Raw genomic sequence first — 19,805 nt, forward strand, 5'->3', positions numbered from 1 at the left:
CGATTTGTTGTCTTCAGGAGCGGACGAAATCATCCGAATTTCCGGACTTGTGGTCCGATCCGAAGAGAAAGCCCTGCTTAATGATGTCGATTTTTGCGTCCGAGCCGGCGAAATTCGGGCCGTCATCGGAGAGTCCGGAAGCGGAAAAACCACGTTAGCGCATTTTCTACTTGGTTTATTAAGCGAAACTCTTCTTACAATATGGAACTCGTTTCGATTATTCAACGAAATTATGGATTCGAATTCTTCCTCCACAAAATGGGCCGAATTTCGAGGAAAACGGATCAGCTTAATTCCTCAAAGTCCCGCGTTAGGGTTTCATCCTTATCGAACGGTGGCTTCACAAGTATCTGAATATTTTTCGCTCTTAAATCCGAGTTATGCGAGTAGAGAGGCTTGCTTACGGCTCTTCCGAAGCGTCGGTTTGTCTGATCCGGAATCTGCCTGGTTATCTTATCCTCATCAGCTTTCAGGAGGAGAAAAACAGCGCATTCTCGTATTGCTTTCGGTTTATTCAGGAGCGGAGTTGATTCTTGCGGACGAACCCACTTCCGCTCTGGATCCTATTACAGGCGCCGGGATTCTGGCATTGCTTACTAAACTTGTCCGCGAAAACAATAGAAGCTTGGTTTTCATTAGCCATGATCTCGGCTCCGTTGCCGATTTTGCCGATATTATAACGGTAATGAAAGGAGGGAGAATTGCAGAGACGCTTATTCGTGAAGATCACCTCTGGTCTCCTAAAACGGAATACGCGAGAAAACTGTTTGAAATCGACTCCTCTTTTCCGTACATTGCTTAGATTCATGCGGACAATCCTGCAGATTAGTCTTATTTTACTGTCGCTTTTAGTTCAGAGCGTTTCCGCCGAGAGGAACGGGTTTGTATTAGAAGAGGTCAATATATCCTCTTACCCGAACGTCGAGTTAAAAGTGAAGGAGAATAGGAGGTCCTCGCTAAATCGAGAAATTCTCTTTATTCGGGAGCAAAAAGCTTCGCAAATTCGACGAGTAGATAATCCGGAAATCATCCAGCCGGACGGCACTAGGCCGATACATATCCATTTGATTGTCCAGATGTCGAATTCTTTCGATTCAAATGTTCAAGGAACTGAAATTCTTAAACGGATCGTAGACGCGGCGGGAGAAGAAGATCGCTTTAGCTTTGCATTCTTTACCGACGACGTCTTTTTACCCAAGACCGATTTAAGCAAGACCGAGGCCGCTAAAGAAGCGAAACTTCCGGGCGGTAAAACGAACTATAATACTCCATCTAATTTGGATTACGTGTTTCAAAAAATTTCACCGAATATCGGAAGACAAGATTATATCTTATTGTTGTTTTTCGATAATGAATTTCGGCCCTCGCCTGACGCTCGCCGCGGCGCTTATTTAAAAGATATACCGCTGAATGTTCTCGGGGTTGCCTCGGAAGGATCCGGCTATTTGGCGGAAAGATACGGCGGCTCTTTTTATTCCATTAACCGATCCGATTCGCTCAGTCAAGTTCTTACTAATCTCGAGTTTTTTCGTAAAAAACCGTGGAGCGTAAAATACGAGTCTCCGTTCCGGGACGATTGGCGTTTTGGAGACGAAGATAAAGTTCGAGTAGAGGTGGAGACTCAAAATGCGGGAAAGCTTTTGTATGAATATAAACTTCCCTGGATGACTCGCACTATTCTCTTTCTACTTCACCCGGGTGTTTTCCTTCCTACGATAGGCTTTCTATTGGTTTTAACCATGGTGGCTTTTTTGGTCGTCTTAAGAAGAAATGGAAAATCGCCCGGAAGCGCATCCAACTCCGTTGCCGAAGAAAGATTGCATGCGATCGACGAGGAACAGGATGCATATCGAAAAATGTACGGCGACCAATACCAATTATTGTACTCCGAAGAAAACCGGATTCAAACGGATCGATTGACCCCGATCGCAGTCAAGGAATTCGAAGATGGTGAAGCATACGAAAAAGCGACCTTGATTTTAAAAGAAGGGCGGAATCCCGGTAAGCAATATTCATTGTTAAAAAGCCAAACTACGATCGGAAATTCGGAATTGGCCGATTTGGTTCTCTATGAACAAGGAGTCGGTGGAAGTCATGCTCGAATTCGTCGGGTAAGAAACCGTTATATATTGTACGATCTGGTATCCGAATCAGGAACCTTCTTAAACGGTAAAAAAATTCTGCGTCCTAGGATACTCTATGATTTTGACGAGATTGGAATCGGAAAAGCTCTCCTCGTATTTCGCGGAAAATAGCCGTAAGTTTTTCCCGTTCCTGAATCCATATCAGTTCCTTCTTTACGAAAAACCCCGTTTTTTTAGCATGGGAAGGGTAGCTCCCTAGTTTGGGGAACTCAAGTACTTCCTCCGTTTCCGGCTTGGGAGTCTAATTAATATCTTATCCTATTTTATCCCTTGGGGGCGATCAGTCACAGCCATGAAAACGATGTTTGAAAAAATCTGGGAAGACCACCTCGTCGGCGAATTAGATGGGGGCTCTTACCTTATCTATATCGATCGACATTTAATTCACGAGGTCACCAGCCCTCAAGCATTTGAAGGTCTTAGGTTGACCGGCAGAAAGGTTCGGCGTCCGAATGCGACATTCGCAACTATGGATCATAATGTATCCACACGAATCCGTAATATAGATTCGGCAGATCCGGTTTCTGCGACTCAAATGCGGACCTTGATGAAAAACTGCGAAGAAAACGGAATCACCCTTTACGATATCAATCATCCGGACCAAGGAATCATACACGTAATTGCGCCGGAAATGGGTCTTACGCATCCGGGAATGACCATCGTATGCGGGGATTCACATACATCTACGCATGGCGCATTCGGAGCTCTTGCTTTCGGGATCGGAACCTCTGAAGTGGAACATGTCTTGGCAACGCAAACCCTCTTGCAACGTCGCGCTAAGACGATGGAAATTCGGGTGGATGGAAAGCTTTCTCCCCATGTAACCGCCAAAGATATCATTCTCGCGGTGATCGGAAAAATAGGAACCGGAGGCGCAACCGGATATGTGATCGAATATCGCGGTTCAGCAATTTCGTCGCTCAGCATGGAAGCAAGAATGACGATTTGTAATATGTCAATCGAAGCGGGAGCTCGCGCAGGTCTAATTGCTCCCGATGAAATTACTTTCAATTATCTGAAGGACAAAGACTTCTCACCGAAAGGGAAAGAGTGGGATCTCGCGCTCCAACGTTGGAAGCGCTACGTTACCGATGAAGGCGCAAAATTCGATATGTCCGTAGTCTTAAAGGCGGAAGATATCGCGCCTCAGGTGACTTGGGGAACTTCACCCGGACAAGTCGTTCCTGTTACCGGAGTAATTCCGGATCCGAAAACCGTTACCGATCCTGTGGAAAAAGTAAGCATCGAATCGGCTTTAAAGTATATGGATTTGCATCCCGGACAAAAGATTCAGGACGTCACCGTAAACAAAGTCTTTATCGGTTCATGCACAAATTCTCGGATTGAAGATCTAAGAATTGCTGCAAGCACGGTAAAAGGAAAAAAAGTCTCTTCTAAAGTCCAGGCAATAGTAGTGCCCGGTTCGGGAAGGGTGAAGCGTCAAGCGGAACAAGAAGGCCTGGATAAGGTTTTTGTCGAGGCGGGTTTCGAGTGGAGACAACCAGGCTGTTCGATGTGTCTTGCTATGAATGACGACGTACTCGATCCTGGAGATCGCTGTGCTTCCACCTCGAACCGAAATTTCGAAGGCCGACAAGGGAAGGGAGGGCGGACTCATCTAGTCGGACCTGCAATGGCCGCCGCTGCCGCTATAGAAGGTCGTTTTGTTGATATTCGTACTTGGAATTAGAGGAATTTAGATGAAGGCATTTACGAACCACGACGGCATCGCCGTTCTTATTGATCGCCCGAATATAGACACGGACCAAATCATTCCCAAGCAGTTTTTGAGAAAAATCGAACGCACCGGATTTGGCATTCATTTATTTCATGATTGGAGATATTTGGACGATGCCGGGACCAAGCCGAACCCCGAATTTACGCTGAATCAGGATCGTTATAAGAATGCTTCTGTTCTTATTACCCGTGATAATTTCGGATGCGGTTCTTCCAGAGAGCATGCGCCCTGGGCGCTTGAAGATTTCGGCTTTCGAGCTATAATAGCGCCTTCGTACGCGGACATTTTTTATAATAACTGTTTTAAGAATGGTATTTTGCCCGTAGTTTTAAAGTCGGAAGAAGTGGAAGAGATCTTTCAAACCGTCGAAAAAACCCCGGGTGCAAGAGTGAAAATCGACCTGGACAAGCAAAATGTCATCAGTCCTTCGGGAAAAGTTTATTCTTTTGAAGTAGACTCATTTAGAAAATATTGTCTCTTTAACGGTTTAGATGATATCGGACTCACTTTGCAGCACGAAGCAAAAATTCAACAGTTCGAAGATCGGAATCGTAACGAGGTTCCATGGTTATATTCGTCAAAGAAATAATCTAGTACTGAGAGACCGATTTGCAATGAATCCAGGAGAAGATCATGTTTGACGAAATTTCACGTTCTATTGACGAATTCGGCAATAGTCTTCTCGGGGCCCTGAATAACGTTCAGGGTATCTTTGGCCGGGAGCTAAGTGTAGCCAAACCGATCAAAGAAAACGTGCTTCAGATGATCGGTAATACCCCTTTGATTCGATTGAATCAGATCGGATCGCATATTCCGAATGTTGAAATTTATTTAAAGGCCGAGTTTTGCAATCCGACTGGAAGCGTTAAGGATAGAACCGCCCTTTCCATGGTACTTTCGGCGGAGAGAAGAGGCGAATTGAAACCGGGCGGAACGATCTTCCAAGCCGGATACAATACCACCGCTATATCATTGGCTTGGATTTCCACGATTCGGCAATACAAATTTAAGATATTTTTGGCACCGGATACCGACCAGGAAAAAATAAAGGAGCTGAAAGCTTACGGAGCTCAGGTGGAAGTCGTCCAACTTGCTAAGGGAAATTGGGACGATCTTCTATTAGAAAAAGCTAAAGAAGTAAAAGTCTCCGACAAAGGCAGCGTCATATTAAACGAATTCAAAGACATGGCCAATACGAACGCGCATTTTCTCTTCACTGGTCCCGAGATTTGGCGGGACTTGGGCGGTAATGTAGATGCCTTTGTAGCCGGTGGCGGTTCAGGCGGAACTCTTTCCGGTGTAGGTCGTTTTCTAAAGGCGAAGAAACCCACTTTACGGGTAATCATGGGGGTTAGCAAAAATTCCCGTTTTATTCGTAGAATGGTGCAAGGCGACAATTCCATCCGATTACCCGAATCCTTCGATCCGAAAGTCACCGATCAGTATATAGGTGTGGATCGAGAAGAAGCGTTAAGATACCAGTCGGAGTTATACCAAAGAGAAGGTGTTTTTGCGGGTTTGACAACGGGTACTACTCTTGCGTCCGCTATACATTACGCTGAAAGCATTCCTACCAGAGATGATCAAAAAGTTCCCCCGTATAGAATCGTAGTCTTATCTCCGGATCGATTGTAGAAATACATGAGTTCTCGTTATGAGGACTTACGGGAGTCCTTGCAAAAGGAGCGCGAAGCTGAAGTAGCGCGTTATAAGGAAGGGCTTGCTAAAGCAGATATAGGCGACCGAATCTCTGCAGGGATTTGCATTTACCCCATCGTATTTGAAGATTCGGAAGTCGGCCCGGAGGGGAATTGGCGAGTATTTCTTCGTCCTACTAAAGCCAGAGGGGTGCCTGAAGCTTTCCGCGCCGGAGCTCCTGTTCGTCTCTTTAAAGAGTCCGAGGAGCTTACGTCGGTTTTATTAAAATGCTCGGATGATTCCTATACTCTAACCCTTGAAGAAGTTCCGGACTGGATAGAAGAAGGAAAGCTCGGATTGGAAATCCTTCCGGATGAGACCAGCTATAGGGAATGGGATCGTGCGCTTCAAAAAATCATTCATTCGGAACGAGGAACGAGAGCGAAGTTTTTCGCGGATTTGTTTCTGGACGAAATCGAATTAAAATTTCCTAATTTTACCGAGGAATCCGGCATCTCACCGGAATTTAACGATTCGCAAAGAAGAGCTATTTCAGCCATTTTAGAGACTGAAGATTTAATTCTGCTTCACGGTCCGCCGGGAACGGGAAAAACCAAAACGATCACGGAAGCGATTCGGATCTTGGTGGACCGAGGTAAGAAAATTATAGCATCCGCTCCTACGAATGCCGCTACAGATCTTCTTGCAGAATCGCTCGGAAAGATGGGAGTTTCCACTCTCAGAATCGGACATCCGGCGCGAATGAGTGAATCCGTTTTAAGCGTATCACTGGATGCTAACTTAAATCGACACCCTGATTTCAAACTGATAGAACGGGATAAAAAGGAAATCGCCGAGTTATTAAAAAAAGCCGGGAAATACAAGCGAACCTTCGGTAAGGAAGAAGCGGAAGAGAGGAAACGCCTCTATCAGGAAGCAAAGGAACTTAGGAAGGGTATTCGAGAGAGACAAAAAATTCTAGTCAGATATTTATTGGAATCCCATCCGGTGATCGTTTCAACGCATACCGGCGCATCTTCTTCTTTATTAGATAAATTAAGTTTTGATTATGCGATATTGGACGAGGGTAGTCAAGCAACGGAACCCTCATCTTGGATCCCGATTCTTCGGGCAGAAAAGATCGTAATTGCTGGCGATCCTAGACAATTGCCGCCGACCGTTCTTTCCGAAGACCCTTTATTGAAAATTCCCCTAATGGAGCGTTTATTGGATCGGATGGATTCGATCGGACGAGTGTATCTGCTGGACACTCAGTATAGAATGACCGATCCGATTCAATCCTTTCCCAATCGAAGATTTTATGGCGGTCGACTCGTTTCCGGAATTTCCGAGGAAGAACGATCGGCGAATCCGTTCTCGTCCGAAACACCGGTTTTCGGTTCCAGTTTCGTATTTATCGACACCTCCGGCACAGATACCGGAGAAGAACTATTCGATGCAAGTCTCGGTAATCGTTGGGAAGCCGAGTTTACCATTTCTATTCTCAAACGTATTTTAGAGTCGGGATGGTTGCCGGAAGATCTGGTGCTAATCTCTCCGTATCGTTACCAGAGATTTTTGCTGGAGGAAATTTTACGAAGGGAATTGCCGCTCTTCGCGGAGAAGATCGAAATAGAGACGGTGGATTCATTTCAAGGAAGAGAGAAAAAAGGAGTTATCTTCAGTTTGGTTCGATCCAACACGGAAGGGAATATCGGTTTTCTTTCGGAAGAGCGTAGATGGAATGTCGGTATGACAAGAGCTAAACGATTGCTTGTTTTAATCGGAGACGGTTCTACCCTTGGAGAGCAGGAGTTTTTTCAAGATTTGATTCAGGAAGCCGAATCTTGCGGTGAAGTCAGAACCGCATGGGAATTCTTAGATTAATACTACCAACGCAATTTGCTACGTAACGGCAGGACGGAAATCGCAATCCAGAAAATCGTAGCAATTCCGTGGGAGAAAAGGATATGAAATCCGCTTTGATCGGGACAGATAAATTTCAGCGCTAAATTAGAACCGGCTAGTAAAAAGCTCAAAATTGCCAAGGAGGCCAGGAGAGGATTGCTTGGAATCATCTTACGAATCCAGAATGTCGCGAATCCTCCTAAGGCCAAGGAAAAGACCCCTAAGAGAAGAGGGCATACTCCAATATGAGTGGAATGCGTCGTATGAATTTCTTCTATAAATTTTTCGGATGAAAATCCTAACCAAAGTGTTAGACCGACGATAGGTAACCAAATCAATCCGGCTGAAGATTCTTCGGGAAAGGCCAATCTCGAAAGTAGATAGGCGCTAACTAATCCCCAAATTATAAAAAGCAGAGGCTCAGGCCACCAACCCGGGAAGACATTCCGAGACAGAAACAATGCAGTTCCCTGGCCTAAAGGGATTGCAAGCGCAAGCAAGGAGGTCCAAATCAAAAATAAAATCCCTTGCCGTAAAGGGCGTGTCGGTTTTAAATCCGTTCCCAACGAAAGAATCAGTTTCTCCGATCGATCGGAATCGCTTGGCAAAGACATTATTCCTCTTCCCCCCTTTTTTGTTTTTCCACTTTAGAACAAGAAAGATTGGACAATCCTTAAAATCCAGTCGAAATGTTCTTTCGGTCGCTCAATTTAAGATTCGTTTTACCTGGAATAAAGTTACATGTCTGAAAAAGCGAAAATTTGGGAAACTCTTGCGATTCGGATGAAGAAATCGCAAGACGGTGATTCCCGGGAATATGAGCTTCTTCTTAGGCAAGTTCGAGATATTCTAAGGGCCTTCTTAATTTCTAGAATCTCCAACATCGATGATCGAGAGGATTTGCTTCAGGAAATCCTGATCGGTATTCATAGGGCCAAGAATTCATACCGCCCGGATCGACCTTTTGCGCCATGGCTTTTTTCGATCGCTAGATATAAGACAATCGATCACCTTCGAAAATCAAAGAAAAGGGATCGTACGGTTTTGGCAGAAATGGAAGATTTTGCTCAAATACAAATTCCGGAAAAAGAAGAAGCCTGGATGCTTGCGGATGGAATCGAGACCTGGCTCTCCGTCTTGGATGAGCGACAAAAAGAAATTCTGAAGATGGCGAAAATTCACGGTTATAGCATTCGGGAAATTTCGGAAAAAACCGGCCTTTCCGAATCGAACGTGAAGGTGATTGTACATAGGTCTGTTCAAAAAATTCGCAAAGTTTTTTCGGGAGAAGAGGGATCCCAAACCGGTCCTGGGACGTCCAAGTAATAGGGCATGTCCTATTTTCCCAAAGCAAGATCTATCGACTCTGTTCAAGACCTTTCCATTCAGGATTGGAATAGAATCAGCGATCCTAATAATCCTTTTTCGGATTATGAATTTTATGCTGCATTGGAATCGACTTCTTGCGTTGGCGATCGCACATCCTGGCAACCGAAATATATAATTGCGGAAGATTCCGGAGGGTTGCATTCCGCGTTTCCTTTTTTTCTAAAATACGATTCTTATGGGGAATATATATTCGATCATGCCTGGGCGAATTTCTTCGCCCAAAACGATCTAGAATATTATCCTAAGGGATTAATTGCCTATCCGTTTACACCGGTAACAGGACGCAGAATCCTTCGTCGCGAAGGAGTTTCCGTGGCGGAGGCGCTCGATGTTCTACTTCCGGAGTTAATGCGAGCTTCGAAAGAGGAGAATCTCTCGAGTCTCCATTTTCTATTTTTGGAAGAAGACGAGGCGATCGAACTGAGTAAGAGAGGTTTTGCCACTCGCATAACTCATCAATATCATTGGCAAAATAGGGATTATTCTGATTTCGATTCTTTCTTAAGCGAATTCCGTTCTAAGAAAAGGATGCAGATTCGTAAGGAGCGGGAAAACGTTCGCGAATCAGGAATTCAAATCAGGATCGTCGAAGGAGATTCGATTTCTAAATCCCAGATGGATTCCATGTTTCGATTCTATACTGACACTTATTCTCGGAAATGGGGATCGCCCTATTTGAATCTAGCTTTTTTCCGCGAGGCTTGGCAGACATTTAGAGATAAGATAGTTTTGATTCTGGCCGAAAAAGGCGGAGAAACGATCGGCGGTACATTGAATCTCCGAAAAGGAAATAAATTCTACGGGCGCTATTGGGGGTCGAATGGGCATTATCCTTTCTTACATTTTGAATGTTGTTATTACGCGCCGATCGAATATTCCATTCGTAAAGGAATTCGGACTTTCGAGGCAGGCGCGCAAGGTGAACAGAAATTTTTGAGAGGTTTTCCGGCAGTTCCCACGTACAGTTCGCATTTTATTTTCCATTCGGGAGCTCGAAATGCGATTGAACGATTCTTGGAAAACGAAAGAATGCATATGCAGGAAATGATCCTGGAGACGAACGAACATTCGCCTTTAAGAGAAGTTCCCGGAGCGTCCGACAAGGAAGCGAAATGAGCGAGGTCTATCGTTTCGACACGGAAGAGCAAGTCCTAACCAAGGAGAAGCTCAAATTGAAGAAGCCGCCTAAATATAGGGTGGTCATTCTAAACGACGATTATACTCCCATGGAGTTCGTAGTTTGGATTTTACGGGTGGTATTTTATCGTACCGCCGCTGAAAGCGAAAAAATTATGCTTCAAGCTCATACGACCGGGAAGGCACTTTGTGGAGTCTATTCTCATGACGTGGCCAAGACCAAGGTAGCTGAAACACATAAACTTGCTGAACAACACGGCCATCCACTTCAATGCCAGATGGAAATTGAAGAGGGGGAGGAGGAACCATGACCCTATCCGAAGATCTAGAGAGAAGTCTAAACCAAGCTCGAATCGAAGCAGTAAAACGAAGAAACGAATACATTACTCTGGAGCATATGCTTCTAGCTTTGACGTATGATCCGATCGGTCAGGAGGTCCTCCTCGCCTGTGGATCCGATTTGGAAGCTTTACGGAATGAATTACGAGAATATCTAGATACGGAAATGGAATCGGTTCCGGAAACGTTCGGAGAAATCGAACCCGAATACACGATAGGTGCTCAGCGAGTTCTTCAGCTGGCCGCTTTTCATGTCCAGTCCACTCAAAAGAAAAAGCTAGACGGAGGGTACGTTCTCGCCTCTCTATTTCGCGAAGATCAGTCTCATGCAGTCTTCTTTCTCTCTCGCCAAGATATTTCCAGATTCGATGTAGTTCGTTATATTTCTCATGGAATTCGGAAGGATGGAAAGAAAGTCACGCCTGAAGGTTTGGAAGAGGCTACTAAACCCGAATCGGGGAATCCGCTCAAAGACTTTTGCGTGGATTTAACGGAGAAGGCTAGGCTTGGAAAATTAGACCCTCTTGTCGGACGGTCGGAAGAGATCGATAGAACCATTCATATTCTTGCCAGACGGAGAAAAAACAATCCCATCTTCGTAGGAGATGCAGGTGTCGGTAAGACTGCAATCGTTGAAGGATTGGCGTTGAATATCGTTGCAGGAAAGGTTCCGGAATCGTTAAAGCAAACGCGGATTTTTTCGCTGGATATGGGATTGCTATTGGCCGGAACCAAATTTCGTGGTGAGTTTGAAGAGAGATTGAAGAATGTCGTGCAAGCGGTTACCGCAGATTCGAATCATGTTCTCTTTGTGGACGAAATTCACACGATCATCGGTGCGGGCGCCGTTTCGGGAGGTTCCTTAGACGCTTCGAACCTGCTCAAGCCGGCCTTGGCCAACGGAGAATTGCGCTGTATCGGAACTACTACTTACAAGGAATACAAAGCCATCTTTGAGAAAGATCATGCACTTTCCCGCCGGTTTCAAAAAGTGGAAGTCAACGAGCCGAGTGTGGACGAAACCATTCGAATTCTAAAGGGTCTTCTTCCTAAATACGAGGAATTCCATGCGGTAAAATATTCCTCTCAAGCGGTGGAAGAAGCCGCTAGATTGGCGGATCGGTATATTCTGGATAGAAAGCTTCCGGATAAGGCCATCGATCTCATCGACGAAGCCGGCGCCAAAGTAAAGATTCGATCTTCGGCGAAAAGTAAAACCGTTACCGTTAAGGATGTCGAAGATCTAGTTTCCAAGATCGCAAAAGTCCCGACTCGTACCGTAAAAGCCGACGATCGCGACAAACTCAAAGAGCTGGATGTAGAGCTTAAAAAACGTATTTACGGTCAGGACAGGGCCGTTCAAGAGATCGTTCAAGCAATTCGCTTATCAAGAAGCGGTTTATCGGAACCGGGTAAACCGGTCGGCTCCTTCCTTTTTGCGGGACCTACAGGCGTCGGTAAAACAGAGCTATCCAAACAATTGGCATCGATTCTGGGTGTGGAGTTTATCAGGTTCGATATGAGCGAATACATGGAAAAACATACGGTATCTCGTTTGATAGGATCACCGCCCGGCTATGTAGGCTTTGAGCAGGGGGGACAATTGACGGATGCAATTGTTCGAACTCCTCATTGCGTCCTGCTTCTGGATGAAATCGAAAAGGCTCATGAAGATATTTATAATATTCTTCTGCAAATTATGGATCATGCAACTTTAACCGATAACAACGGAAGAAAAGCGGATTTTAAGCAAGTGATATTAATTATGACGACGAACACCGGAGCACGGGAACGAGCGGCAAATCCGTTAGGATTCGAGAATACGGCATTACTCGATCGCGGTTTAAAAGCGATCGAGAGGCAGTTTTCCCCGGAATTTCGAAATCGTCTAACTGCCATCATCGAATTTGCGTCGCTCGAAGAAAACGTCGTTTCTCGAGTTGTTCGTAAACAGTTGGAGCTTTTAGAGGATCGCTTAAAAGAAAAACGGATCTCTCTGGAATACGAAGACAATGTTCTATTGTTTATCGCTAGGAAAGCATACGACCCATTATTCGGCGCGAGACCTGTGCAAAGATGGATCGATTCGAATATCTCCAAAAAGCTTTCCGAAGAGATCTTGTTCGGAGAACTTAGAAGCGGTGGACGTGTATTACTTCGGGAAGTAGATAACGAATTGACTTTGACGTTTTTCCCACACGAGCAAGTAACAAAGTGATCATGATTCAAAGTAAAGGTGACCTACTTTCCAAAAAATCAGTTCTTCTCGTTTTCGTTCTATTAAGCGTATTCTCTTCCTGTAAAGATAATTACCTTACGATCGAGGGACGTAAGGTTTCTACGGAAGGGTTAGTCGCGCCGAAGTCCGGCGTTTCCGCCAAACGACTCTTTGCGGAATCTAAGAATGTCATGATTTCCACAGATTCAACGGAAGCCTCTCGGGCAGGTTTGGATATTTATAAAAAAGGGGGGAATGCGGTGGACGTAGCCATCGCGGCTTCCTTTGCAGTTTCCGTTACTCGTCCTCAATCCACCGGGATAGGGGGAGGAGGATTTTTACTCCTACACGACTCGCGGAGTAAGAAGACATACGCCTTTGATTTTAGAGAACGAGCTCCCCATGCCGCATCCAGGGATATGTACAAAGAAAAACCGAAAGAAGATTCTCTGCTCGGTTATCGATCCGTAGGCGTTCCAGGTACGGTTGCCGGATTGGTAAAAGTTCATAGACGATTCGGGAAATTGTCTTTGCAAGAAGTCATAGCGCCGGCAATTCGCTTGGCCGAAGAAGGATTTCCGATTTATCCGAATTTGCGGGAGGCGATTCAGGAATCTTCCGACGATATGAGTCCGGGAATGAAGGAAATATTCATTCCGAAGGGCCAGATACCGAATATCGGGGAAATTTTCGTCCAGAAAGACTTAGCTAAAACTTTGAGAATTATCTCAGAAACAGGCGATCGAGATTTTTACAATGGCGGGATCGCCCAAAGTCTAGGAAAATTAATGAGGGAGCAAGGAGGGACGATCTTTGAAAACGATTTGGCTTCGTATCAAGTCAGGGAATCCGCTCCGTTGGAAATCGAATACAGGGGCTATAGAATACGCACCATGTTCCCGCCTTCTTCCGGGGTTCATATGCTAACTATGCTGCGGATGCTGGAAACGAAGAAATTGAAGGAATTATATAAAGCTTCCAAGGCGGATTATTATCATTTTTTAGCGGAAGTTATGCGGAGAGGATACTCGGATCGAGCGGTAGTAGGAGGCGATCCGAATTACACGAAGGTCCCGGTAGCCCTTTTACTTTCTCCCGAATATGCATTGGCGAAAATTTCCGATTTTAAACCGGGATTGTCGACGCCGAGCGCCGACTATTTGGATCGTTTAAATTTAAGAGCGGAATCTCCGCAGACGACTCATGTCTCCGTCGTCGATTCGGAAGGAAATGCAGTTTCTACGACTCAATCGGTAAATTATCGATTCGGAGCCGCAGTCATTTTAGACGGTTATGGATTCGTATTAAACGATACTATGGACGACTTCAGTAGATCTCCGGGCGAACCGAACGTTTATGGACTAATCGGAGCGGAAGCGAATTCGATTCGTCCCGGTAAGACCCCTTTAAGTTCCATGTCTCCTACAATCGTGATGAAAGAAGGTGAAACCTTTCTTGTTACCGGCGCTCCCGGAGGCTCTTATATAGTGAATGCGGTTTTGCAATCTCTTCTGTTCAATCTTGACTTTCAGCTGACTTTGTATGAATCAGTTGCCAAAGCGAGAATTCATCATCAATTCTTTCCGGACGCTTTATACATTGAGGGCGCTGCAATGGATACCGCCGTTTCCAATCAGCTTAAGTCTAAAAAGCATGAGATTCGCGTCGGCCCCAATTTTGCGAAATTATTTTCGGTTAAACGGGAGAAGGGCGTATTGTACGGCGCGGCCGATCCGAGGGGGGACGGAGTTCCCATGGGCGAATAGGCTGTCCGAATAATATTTACAAAAATGAAAAGTTTAAAAGTTTAAACGTTTAAACTAATTAGGAAGATTGCATGAAACGAAGCGCACCGGATTTAGTATGCCCCAATTTGCGACATGCCGTCAAAGCAAAGCATGGATTGGAAAAGGAAAGTATGCGAATCTTTTCGGACGGCAGGATTGCCACGACTCCGCATCCGAGCGGATTAGGTTCTAGTCTGACAAATCATTATATTAAGACGGATTTTTCGGAACCTCAATTGGAGTTTGCGACGAACGCAAGACCCAGGATCGAGGCGATCGTGAGAGAGCTTCAGGATCTACATATTTTTACCTCCCGTCACCTTCAAAACGAATGGATTTGGCCGTTTAGCATGCCTCCAATTCTACCCAAGGAAGAAGAGAATATCCCACTAGGGCAGTACGGCGATTCATTCTCGGGCGAATGGAAAACGATTTATAGGAACGGACTCGGTCATCGGTACGGAAGGAGGATGCAGACAATTTCGGGGGTTCATTATAATTTTTCCTTTTCGAACCTCTTTTTGAGGCAAATTTTCGAGAAAGAAATTTCCAAATTTAGTAAAGAAGAAATTTCCGAGATGTATCTTTCCGTTACCCGCAACTTTTTTAGAAAGGTTCATTTCGTACTTTACTTGACCGGAGCGACTCCCGCTTTCGATGAAACCTTTCTTCCGGTGCCGATCGATTTTCCTTTTTCAAAACATAAATCGCATACTTATTTTGCGCCTTATGCCACTTCCTTGCGAATGAGCGAAATCGGATATACTAGTAAAGTCCAGGACGGATTGCCGATTAATTATAATTCGTTGCAGGAGTACATCAGTGGAATGTGTTATTCGGTTAGCACTCCTTACTCGCCCTATGAAAGCTTCGGAGGACCTCCGAACCAACTGAATCCGTATTATCTTCAAATCGAAAATGAATTCTATTCCCCCATACGACCCAAGCAAATTCCGAAAAACCAGGAACGACCGCTGGATGCATTACAGAATCGCGGAATTCAGTATATCGAAATAAGATGCTTGGACCTGGAGCCTGAATCACCGACCGGAGTCAGTAAGCCGAGTCTGGCTTATATTCAAATGATTCTCTTGGACGGAATTTTACGCCCTAGCAAGCCGATACTTGATTCCGAAAAGGAAAGAATTCGGGAAAATACAAAAAGAGTCATTTGGGAGGGTCGAAAACCGGGCCTGAAGATTTTAGGGGAATCGAATTCTGAAATCGATTTCGTTCAAGAAGGAAAGGAATTTACCGATTCTTTGTTTCCTATCGCCGAGGAATTGGATCGGCACTCCGGACGGACCTTCTATCGAGAAACGTTACATTCGATGCTGGTTAAATGGGATGATCCTAAAAAAACGCCTTCCGGTAAGTTCTTAAACAGATTGCTGGAAGAGGATTGGGAGTTTAGAGATTTAGGAATTCATTTAGCGAAGGAGAACTACCGGAATCAATCTCAAATGGAACTTACGCCAGGTAAGTGGAATTCTTTTGAAAAAGAAGTCCATCGATCCGTTTTAGAGAGAGAGAAAATCGAGGAGACGGAAAAAGTCCGGAAGTATCCCACTCCAAAAATATGCAACCATTGAAGATCCAACTCGAACCGGACCAAAAATTAGATCCCGAAGAGTTCATATTAAAGGGCTTCGCGGATCTGGAAATTTCCACACAGATCATCATAAGAGACGCGCTGAATCGCGGCTTGACTGTCGAGATGTTGGATAGAGCTAGTCATTTTCTTAGAATTTCCGGTAAGGGTTTGAAGCGTCTGATTAAGGAAGCCTCTAAAACCGATTTGGATTCATACATGACCTTCTTGGTCATGGAAAATAAGACTATGACAAAGCTCCTATTGGCCGAGCAAGGAATTCGTGTGCCGGTAGGAACGAGCGTTTCAAAGAAGGAAGATGGAATCGATTATTATAAATTGAATTCGGCGAAGCGAATGGTAGTGAAACCGGTGACTACGAATTTTGGAATCGGAATCACAATCTTGCCTCCACAATCTTCCGAATCGAACGTTGAAAAGGCAATGGAAATTGCCCTTTCTTTTGCAGAGACTGCTATCGTCGAAGAGTTTGCGGAAGGCCAGGAATATAGATTCTTAGTCATTGGGAAAGAATGTGTTGCCGTATGCAATCGAGTTCCGGCTAACGTTATGGGCGACGGAGTCAAGAGCGTCCAAGAGTTATTGGTCGAAAAAAATCGGGATCCTCGGCGGGGGATCGGCCATATTACTCCGCTGGAAAAAATTCGTCTGGAAGAAATCGAACTGAATGTGCTGGCGGAACAGGGAAAAGCTCCCGATTCGATTCCGCAACAGGGAGAAGTCGTTTATCTACGACGGAATTCCAATATCAGCACCGGAGGCGATTCTATTGACGTCACGGATTTGGCTCATCCTATATATAAACGGATCGCTGTAGAAGCTTCATTAGCCGTCGACGCTAAAATCTGCGGGGTGGATATCATAGTTCAGAATTTGGAACACGAAAGCGATTATAGAATTCTAGAACTGAACTTCAACCCGGTATTATACATTCATAATTATCCGTACCGGGGGAAGAATCGGAACGTCGGAAATAAAATCCTGGATCTACTGGGCTTTTAAGATTTTCCGTTTACTGCGAACGTAATCTACGATGTCTCTGGATTCGTACATTTTGATGTCCCCATCGACTAAAAACGGAACCTGACTTAAGCCGCCCAATAGCTCGACTTCCTCTCGTCCTGCAGTTCCCCGACTGGCCTCTACTAATTCAAAATCCTTTCCGGCCACTAAACCGAGTTTAGAGAATTCGTCTCTTACGTACGCGCAATACGGGCAGGTTAGGAACTGGTAAAGCTTCATCATTACGCTGGAATTCCTATTTTCTTTTGTAACTCGCCGTTGCGGGAAAGTTCTACGACAATATCGTGTCCGCCGATGAATTCGCCTTCGATATATAGTTGCGGAATCGTCGGCCAATTTGCAAATTCCTTAATGCCTTCCCGTACGTTTTGATCGGAAAGAACGTTGAATGATCCGAAATCGGCGCCTAAGCTGCGCAGGACATTGGTTACTCCTGCGGAAAAGCCGCACATTGGAGCGTCGGGAGTCCCTTTCATAAAAAGGAAGATCCTCTTTGAATCGATTAGTCCTTGGATTTTTTCTTTGAGTGTTTGGTCCATTTTAATTCCTCTTATTTTACGGTGAAAAGAAATCTACGAAATTTTTGTTTCTAACGCAAGTGCATGCACTTCTTCTTTCAGTTCTTCATGTAGAGTCGCATAAACCATGCGATGCTGTTCCAACATGGATTTACCTTCAAACCCGGGATATTTTACAATTGCCTTGATGTGGACTCCGTCCCGATAGGGGTCCAGGATTTCAACGGAAGATCCTGGAAGGCCGGTCTGGATTTTATTGCGAATTTCTTCGATTGTCATTGTTCTTACTATTAGACTTTTATCGGTCAACGGTTGAAAATCTTTTGTTAAGGATAGCGTCCGGTAAAAGCAAACCTGGACAACCTTTTTTCCTTACGGGGCCGCAGTCTTTAGCTCTAATGCATGAATTCCTTTCGACTGAAGAATCGGATTCAAAACGGAATACACCTCTCTGTGTTGAGCTAAAAGGCTCTTATCTCGAAACGTTTCTGCGACGATTCTGATTCGAATATGGGTTCCTATTCGGACACCCGCCGGATTGCCTGCATGACCCGCGTGCTCGGCGGAAAAATCTTCCACTTCGAGTATGGACGGCGAAAATGAGACTCGGAGTATCGATTCTATTTCTTCGGCTGGATCCGGCATAATCGGTTATGTCCTTGTTCCAATTCCGCGGCTAAGCAAAAAAACCGAAAGGGTGTAAAGCAATATCGTTCCGACCGCTAAGAGCCCGATCGCCAATCCGGGGTCTATATCGCTGACCCCCAGGAATCCGTAGCGGAAAGCGTTTACCATATACAGAATCGGATTGAATTTAGATACGATTTGCCAGGCTTCCGGGAGCATCTGAATCGAATAAAAAACTCCGCCTAGATAGGTTAATGGCGTTAGAATAAAAGTTGGAATGATTGTTACATCGTCGAACTTTTTCGCGTACAAAGCGTTTAAAAATCCGCCCATAGAAAACATCAGCGCGGAAAGGGCCACCGTAACGATTACGATCCAAGGGCTATACAGTCGTAGCTCGGTAAAAAAGAGTGAAACCGCAGTTACGATAATACCGACCAAAATCCCGCGAATAACTCCACCGATAGAATACCCTAATACGATGAGATATGCAGGTGTCGGAGAAACAAGCAGCTCTTCGATATTCTTTCCGAATTTAGCTCCGAAGAAAGAGGAGACTACGTTATTGTAAGCGTTTAAAATTACGGACATCATCACTAAGCCCGGAACAATGAATTGAATATAGGTATGCCCGCCGACGTCTCCGATTTGAGATCCGACGAGTCTGCCAAAAATCAGAAAATATAGGGAGATCGTGATTCCGGGAGGAATCAGAGTTTGGATCCAGATTCTTAGAATTCTAACGGTTTCTTTCCGGACTATCGTCGAAAATGCGTTAAACTTTTCCCTGAAATTCAAAGTTTCTTCTCCACGAGTTTTAGGAATAATTCTTCTAACCTATTGGATTTATTTCTCATGCTCGTGATTTGAATTCCTTCTTTATCCAATAAGCGAAATAAATCGTTAAGAGAATGGCTTTTGCTGATGTCGACCTCGAGAGTTAAGTTATCCACTTTACGTAAGGAAAAACCGTTCAGGGCCGCCGGAATCGGAACGGCTTCCTTTAAATCTAAAATGAAAGTTTCCGTATCCAATTGTACGATCAGTTCCTTCATCGTAGTGTTTTCGACGATCAATCCTTTGTCGATGATTGCAATTTTACGGCAGAGAGTCTCCGCCTCTTCCAAATAATGCGTGGTGAGAATGATCGTAATTCCGGATTCGTTCAATTTGATCAAAAATTCCCAAAGGGATCTTCTAAATTCTATATCTACGCCGGCTGTAGGCTCGTCGAGAATTAGGATCTTCGGGTTATGCACAAGAGCTCTAGCGATCATTAGTCGACGTTTCATTCCACCTGATAGACGACCGGCGGTTTCTCGCCTTCTATCATACAGCCCTAGCTGTTTCAAATATTCATGGGCTCTTTCGGTTGCGACCGATTTTTCCAGACCGTAGTATCCTCCCTGGTTGATCACGATCTGCTCCACTTTTTCGAAGATATTAAAGTTAAATTCCTGTGGAACGACGCCTATAAACGATTTTGCCAGCGCCAGATCGGTATCAATATCTGCCCCGTAGATTTTTACTTTTCCAGAGGTTTTATTGACCAGCGAACTTAATACCCCGATGGTAGTGGACTTGCCCGCACCGTTCGGTCCTAATAGCGCGAAGAATTCTCCTTCTTCGACCGTTAAATAAATTCCTTTTAGGGCTTGAACTCCTCCGGAATAGGTTTTGACTAAATTTTCAATCTCTAATGCTTTCTTCATTCTGAAGGAAATCGG

General features: G+C 44.8%; 20 protein-coding genes. 13 read left to right on the forward strand and 7 right to left on the reverse strand.

What is annotated here, in order from left to right; all coding sequences use genetic code 11:
- Window positions 1-4: 4 nt before the first annotated feature.
- The 6 genes from LEP1GSC058_RS05640 to LEP1GSC058_RS05665 all read left to right on the forward strand — a co-directional run bounded on the left by LEP1GSC058_RS05640 (window position 5) and on the right by LEP1GSC058_RS05665 (window position 7,407).
- Window positions 5-802: an ATP-binding cassette domain-containing protein gene (locus tag LEP1GSC058_RS05640; RefSeq protein ID WP_016548675.1), complete on the forward strand. Its 798-nt coding sequence runs from the start codon at window positions 5-7 to the stop codon at window positions 800-802.
- 4 nt (window positions 803-806) lie between these two features.
- On the forward strand, window positions 807-2,255 hold the full coding sequence (locus tag LEP1GSC058_RS05645) for an FHA domain-containing protein (RefSeq protein WP_016548733.1): 1,449 nt from the start codon (window positions 807-809) through the stop codon (window positions 2,253-2,255).
- Window positions 2,256-2,436: 181 nt separating this feature from the next.
- On the forward strand, window positions 2,437-3,834 hold the full coding sequence (gene leuC, locus LEP1GSC058_RS05650; RefSeq protein WP_016548461.1) for a 3-isopropylmalate dehydratase large subunit: 1,398 nt from the start codon (window positions 2,437-2,439) through the stop codon (window positions 3,832-3,834).
- A 10-nt stretch (window positions 3,835-3,844) separates the two neighbouring features.
- The gene (gene leuD / locus LEP1GSC058_RS05655; protein ID WP_016548521.1) at window positions 3,845-4,471 is read left to right on the forward strand and encodes a 3-isopropylmalate dehydratase small subunit; all 627 of its coding nucleotides are present in this window, start codon (window positions 3,845-3,847) and stop codon (window positions 4,469-4,471) included.
- A 44-nt stretch (window positions 4,472-4,515) separates the two neighbouring features.
- A complete protein-coding gene (locus LEP1GSC058_RS05660; RefSeq protein WP_016548589.1) occupies window positions 4,516-5,517 on the forward strand; it encodes a PLP-dependent cysteine synthase family protein in 1,002 nt (333 codons plus the stop codon).
- A 6-nt stretch (window positions 5,518-5,523) separates the two neighbouring features.
- Window positions 5,524-7,407, forward strand: coding sequence for an AAA domain-containing protein (locus LEP1GSC058_RS05665; protein ID WP_016548705.1), 1,884 nt, complete (start codon window positions 5,524-5,526; stop codon window positions 7,405-7,407).
- Between the two features lie 2 nt (window positions 7,408-7,409).
- Here the strand turns inward: LEP1GSC058_RS05665 and LEP1GSC058_RS05670 are convergent, their stop codons facing one another.
- Complete coding sequence (locus tag LEP1GSC058_RS05670) at window positions 7,410-8,042, reverse strand: NrsF family protein (protein ID WP_039948049.1); 633 nt, start codon at window positions 8,040-8,042, stop codon at window positions 7,410-7,412.
- A 127-nt stretch (window positions 8,043-8,169) separates the two neighbouring features.
- Here LEP1GSC058_RS05670 and LEP1GSC058_RS05675 point away from each other — a divergent pair, with 127 nt between their 5' ends.
- The 7 genes from LEP1GSC058_RS05675 to gshAB all read left to right on the forward strand — a co-directional run bounded on the left by LEP1GSC058_RS05675 (window position 8,170) and on the right by gshAB (window position 16,912).
- Entirely contained in the window at window positions 8,170-8,754 is a 585-nt protein-coding gene (locus LEP1GSC058_RS05675) for an RNA polymerase sigma factor (RefSeq protein ID WP_016548396.1), read from the forward strand.
- 6 nt (window positions 8,755-8,760) lie between these two features.
- Entirely contained in the window at window positions 8,761-9,933 is a 1,173-nt protein-coding gene (locus LEP1GSC058_RS05680) for a GNAT family N-acetyltransferase (protein ID WP_016548549.1), read from the forward strand.
- Window positions 9,930-10,265, forward strand: a complete 336-nt coding sequence (gene clpS, locus LEP1GSC058_RS05685) for an ATP-dependent Clp protease adapter ClpS (protein WP_039948050.1) — start codon at window positions 9,930-9,932, stop codon at window positions 10,263-10,265. Before LEP1GSC058_RS05680 ends, clpS begins: the two co-directional genes overlap by 4 nt.
- Window positions 10,262-12,511, forward strand: coding sequence for an ATP-dependent Clp protease ATP-binding subunit ClpA (gene clpA / locus LEP1GSC058_RS05690; protein WP_016548616.1), 2,250 nt, complete (start codon window positions 10,262-10,264; stop codon window positions 12,509-12,511). The genes clpS and clpA overlap by 4 nt, the downstream gene beginning before the upstream one ends.
- 2 nt (window positions 12,512-12,513) lie before the next feature.
- A complete protein-coding gene (ggt, locus tag LEP1GSC058_RS05695) occupies window positions 12,514-14,277 on the forward strand; it encodes a gamma-glutamyltransferase (RefSeq protein WP_039948051.1) in 1,764 nt (587 codons plus the stop codon).
- A 71-nt stretch (window positions 14,278-14,348) separates the two neighbouring features.
- Window positions 14,349-15,890 carry a glutamate--cysteine ligase gene (gene gshA / locus LEP1GSC058_RS05700; protein ID WP_016548463.1) on the forward strand — a complete coding sequence of 514 codons (1,542 nt, stop codon included), beginning with the start codon at window positions 14,349-14,351 and terminating at the stop codon, window positions 15,888-15,890.
- Complete coding sequence (gene gshAB / locus LEP1GSC058_RS05705) at window positions 15,878-16,912, forward strand: bifunctional glutamate--cysteine ligase GshA/glutathione synthetase GshB (RefSeq protein WP_016548702.1); 1,035 nt, start codon at window positions 15,878-15,880, stop codon at window positions 16,910-16,912. Before gshA ends, gshAB begins: the two co-directional genes overlap by 13 nt.
- Here gshAB and LEP1GSC058_RS05710 read toward each other — a convergent pair.
- The 6 genes from LEP1GSC058_RS05710 to LEP1GSC058_RS05735 form a co-directional block, all read right to left on the reverse strand.
- Window positions 16,898-17,152, reverse strand: a complete 255-nt coding sequence (locus LEP1GSC058_RS05710) for a glutathione S-transferase N-terminal domain-containing protein (protein ID WP_198014383.1) — start codon at window positions 17,150-17,152, stop codon at window positions 16,898-16,900. The two genes, gshAB and LEP1GSC058_RS05710, sit on opposite strands and share 15 nt — an antisense overlap.
- Window positions 17,153-17,154: 2 nt before the next feature.
- Window positions 17,155-17,472 (reverse strand): Grx4 family monothiol glutaredoxin, encoded by a 318-nt coding sequence (grxD, locus tag LEP1GSC058_RS05715; protein ID WP_016548643.1) that lies wholly within the window; start codon window positions 17,470-17,472, stop codon window positions 17,155-17,157.
- 33 nt (window positions 17,473-17,505) lie between these two features.
- Window positions 17,506-17,730, reverse strand: a complete 225-nt coding sequence (locus LEP1GSC058_RS05720) for a BolA/IbaG family iron-sulfur metabolism protein (RefSeq protein ID WP_016548552.1) — start codon at window positions 17,728-17,730, stop codon at window positions 17,506-17,508.
- Between the two features lie 93 nt (window positions 17,731-17,823).
- The gene (locus LEP1GSC058_RS05725; protein WP_016548434.1) at window positions 17,824-18,096 is read right to left on the reverse strand and encodes a BolA family protein; all 273 of its coding nucleotides are present in this window, start codon (window positions 18,094-18,096) and stop codon (window positions 17,824-17,826) included.
- Between the two features lie 6 nt (window positions 18,097-18,102).
- Complete coding sequence (locus LEP1GSC058_RS05730; protein ID WP_016548358.1) at window positions 18,103-18,876, reverse strand: ABC transporter permease; 774 nt, start codon at window positions 18,874-18,876, stop codon at window positions 18,103-18,105.
- Complete coding sequence (locus LEP1GSC058_RS05735) at window positions 18,873-19,790, reverse strand: ABC transporter ATP-binding protein (RefSeq protein WP_039948103.1); 918 nt, start codon at window positions 19,788-19,790, stop codon at window positions 18,873-18,875. The genes LEP1GSC058_RS05730 and LEP1GSC058_RS05735 overlap by 4 nt, the downstream gene beginning before the upstream one ends.
- Window positions 19,791-19,805: the final 15 nt, after the last annotated feature.

The organism is Leptospira fainei serovar Hurstbridge str. BUT 6, from assembly GCF_000306235.2.
GTDB classification, from domain to species: domain Bacteria; phylum Spirochaetota; class Leptospiria; order Leptospirales; family Leptospiraceae; genus Leptospira_B; species Leptospira_B fainei.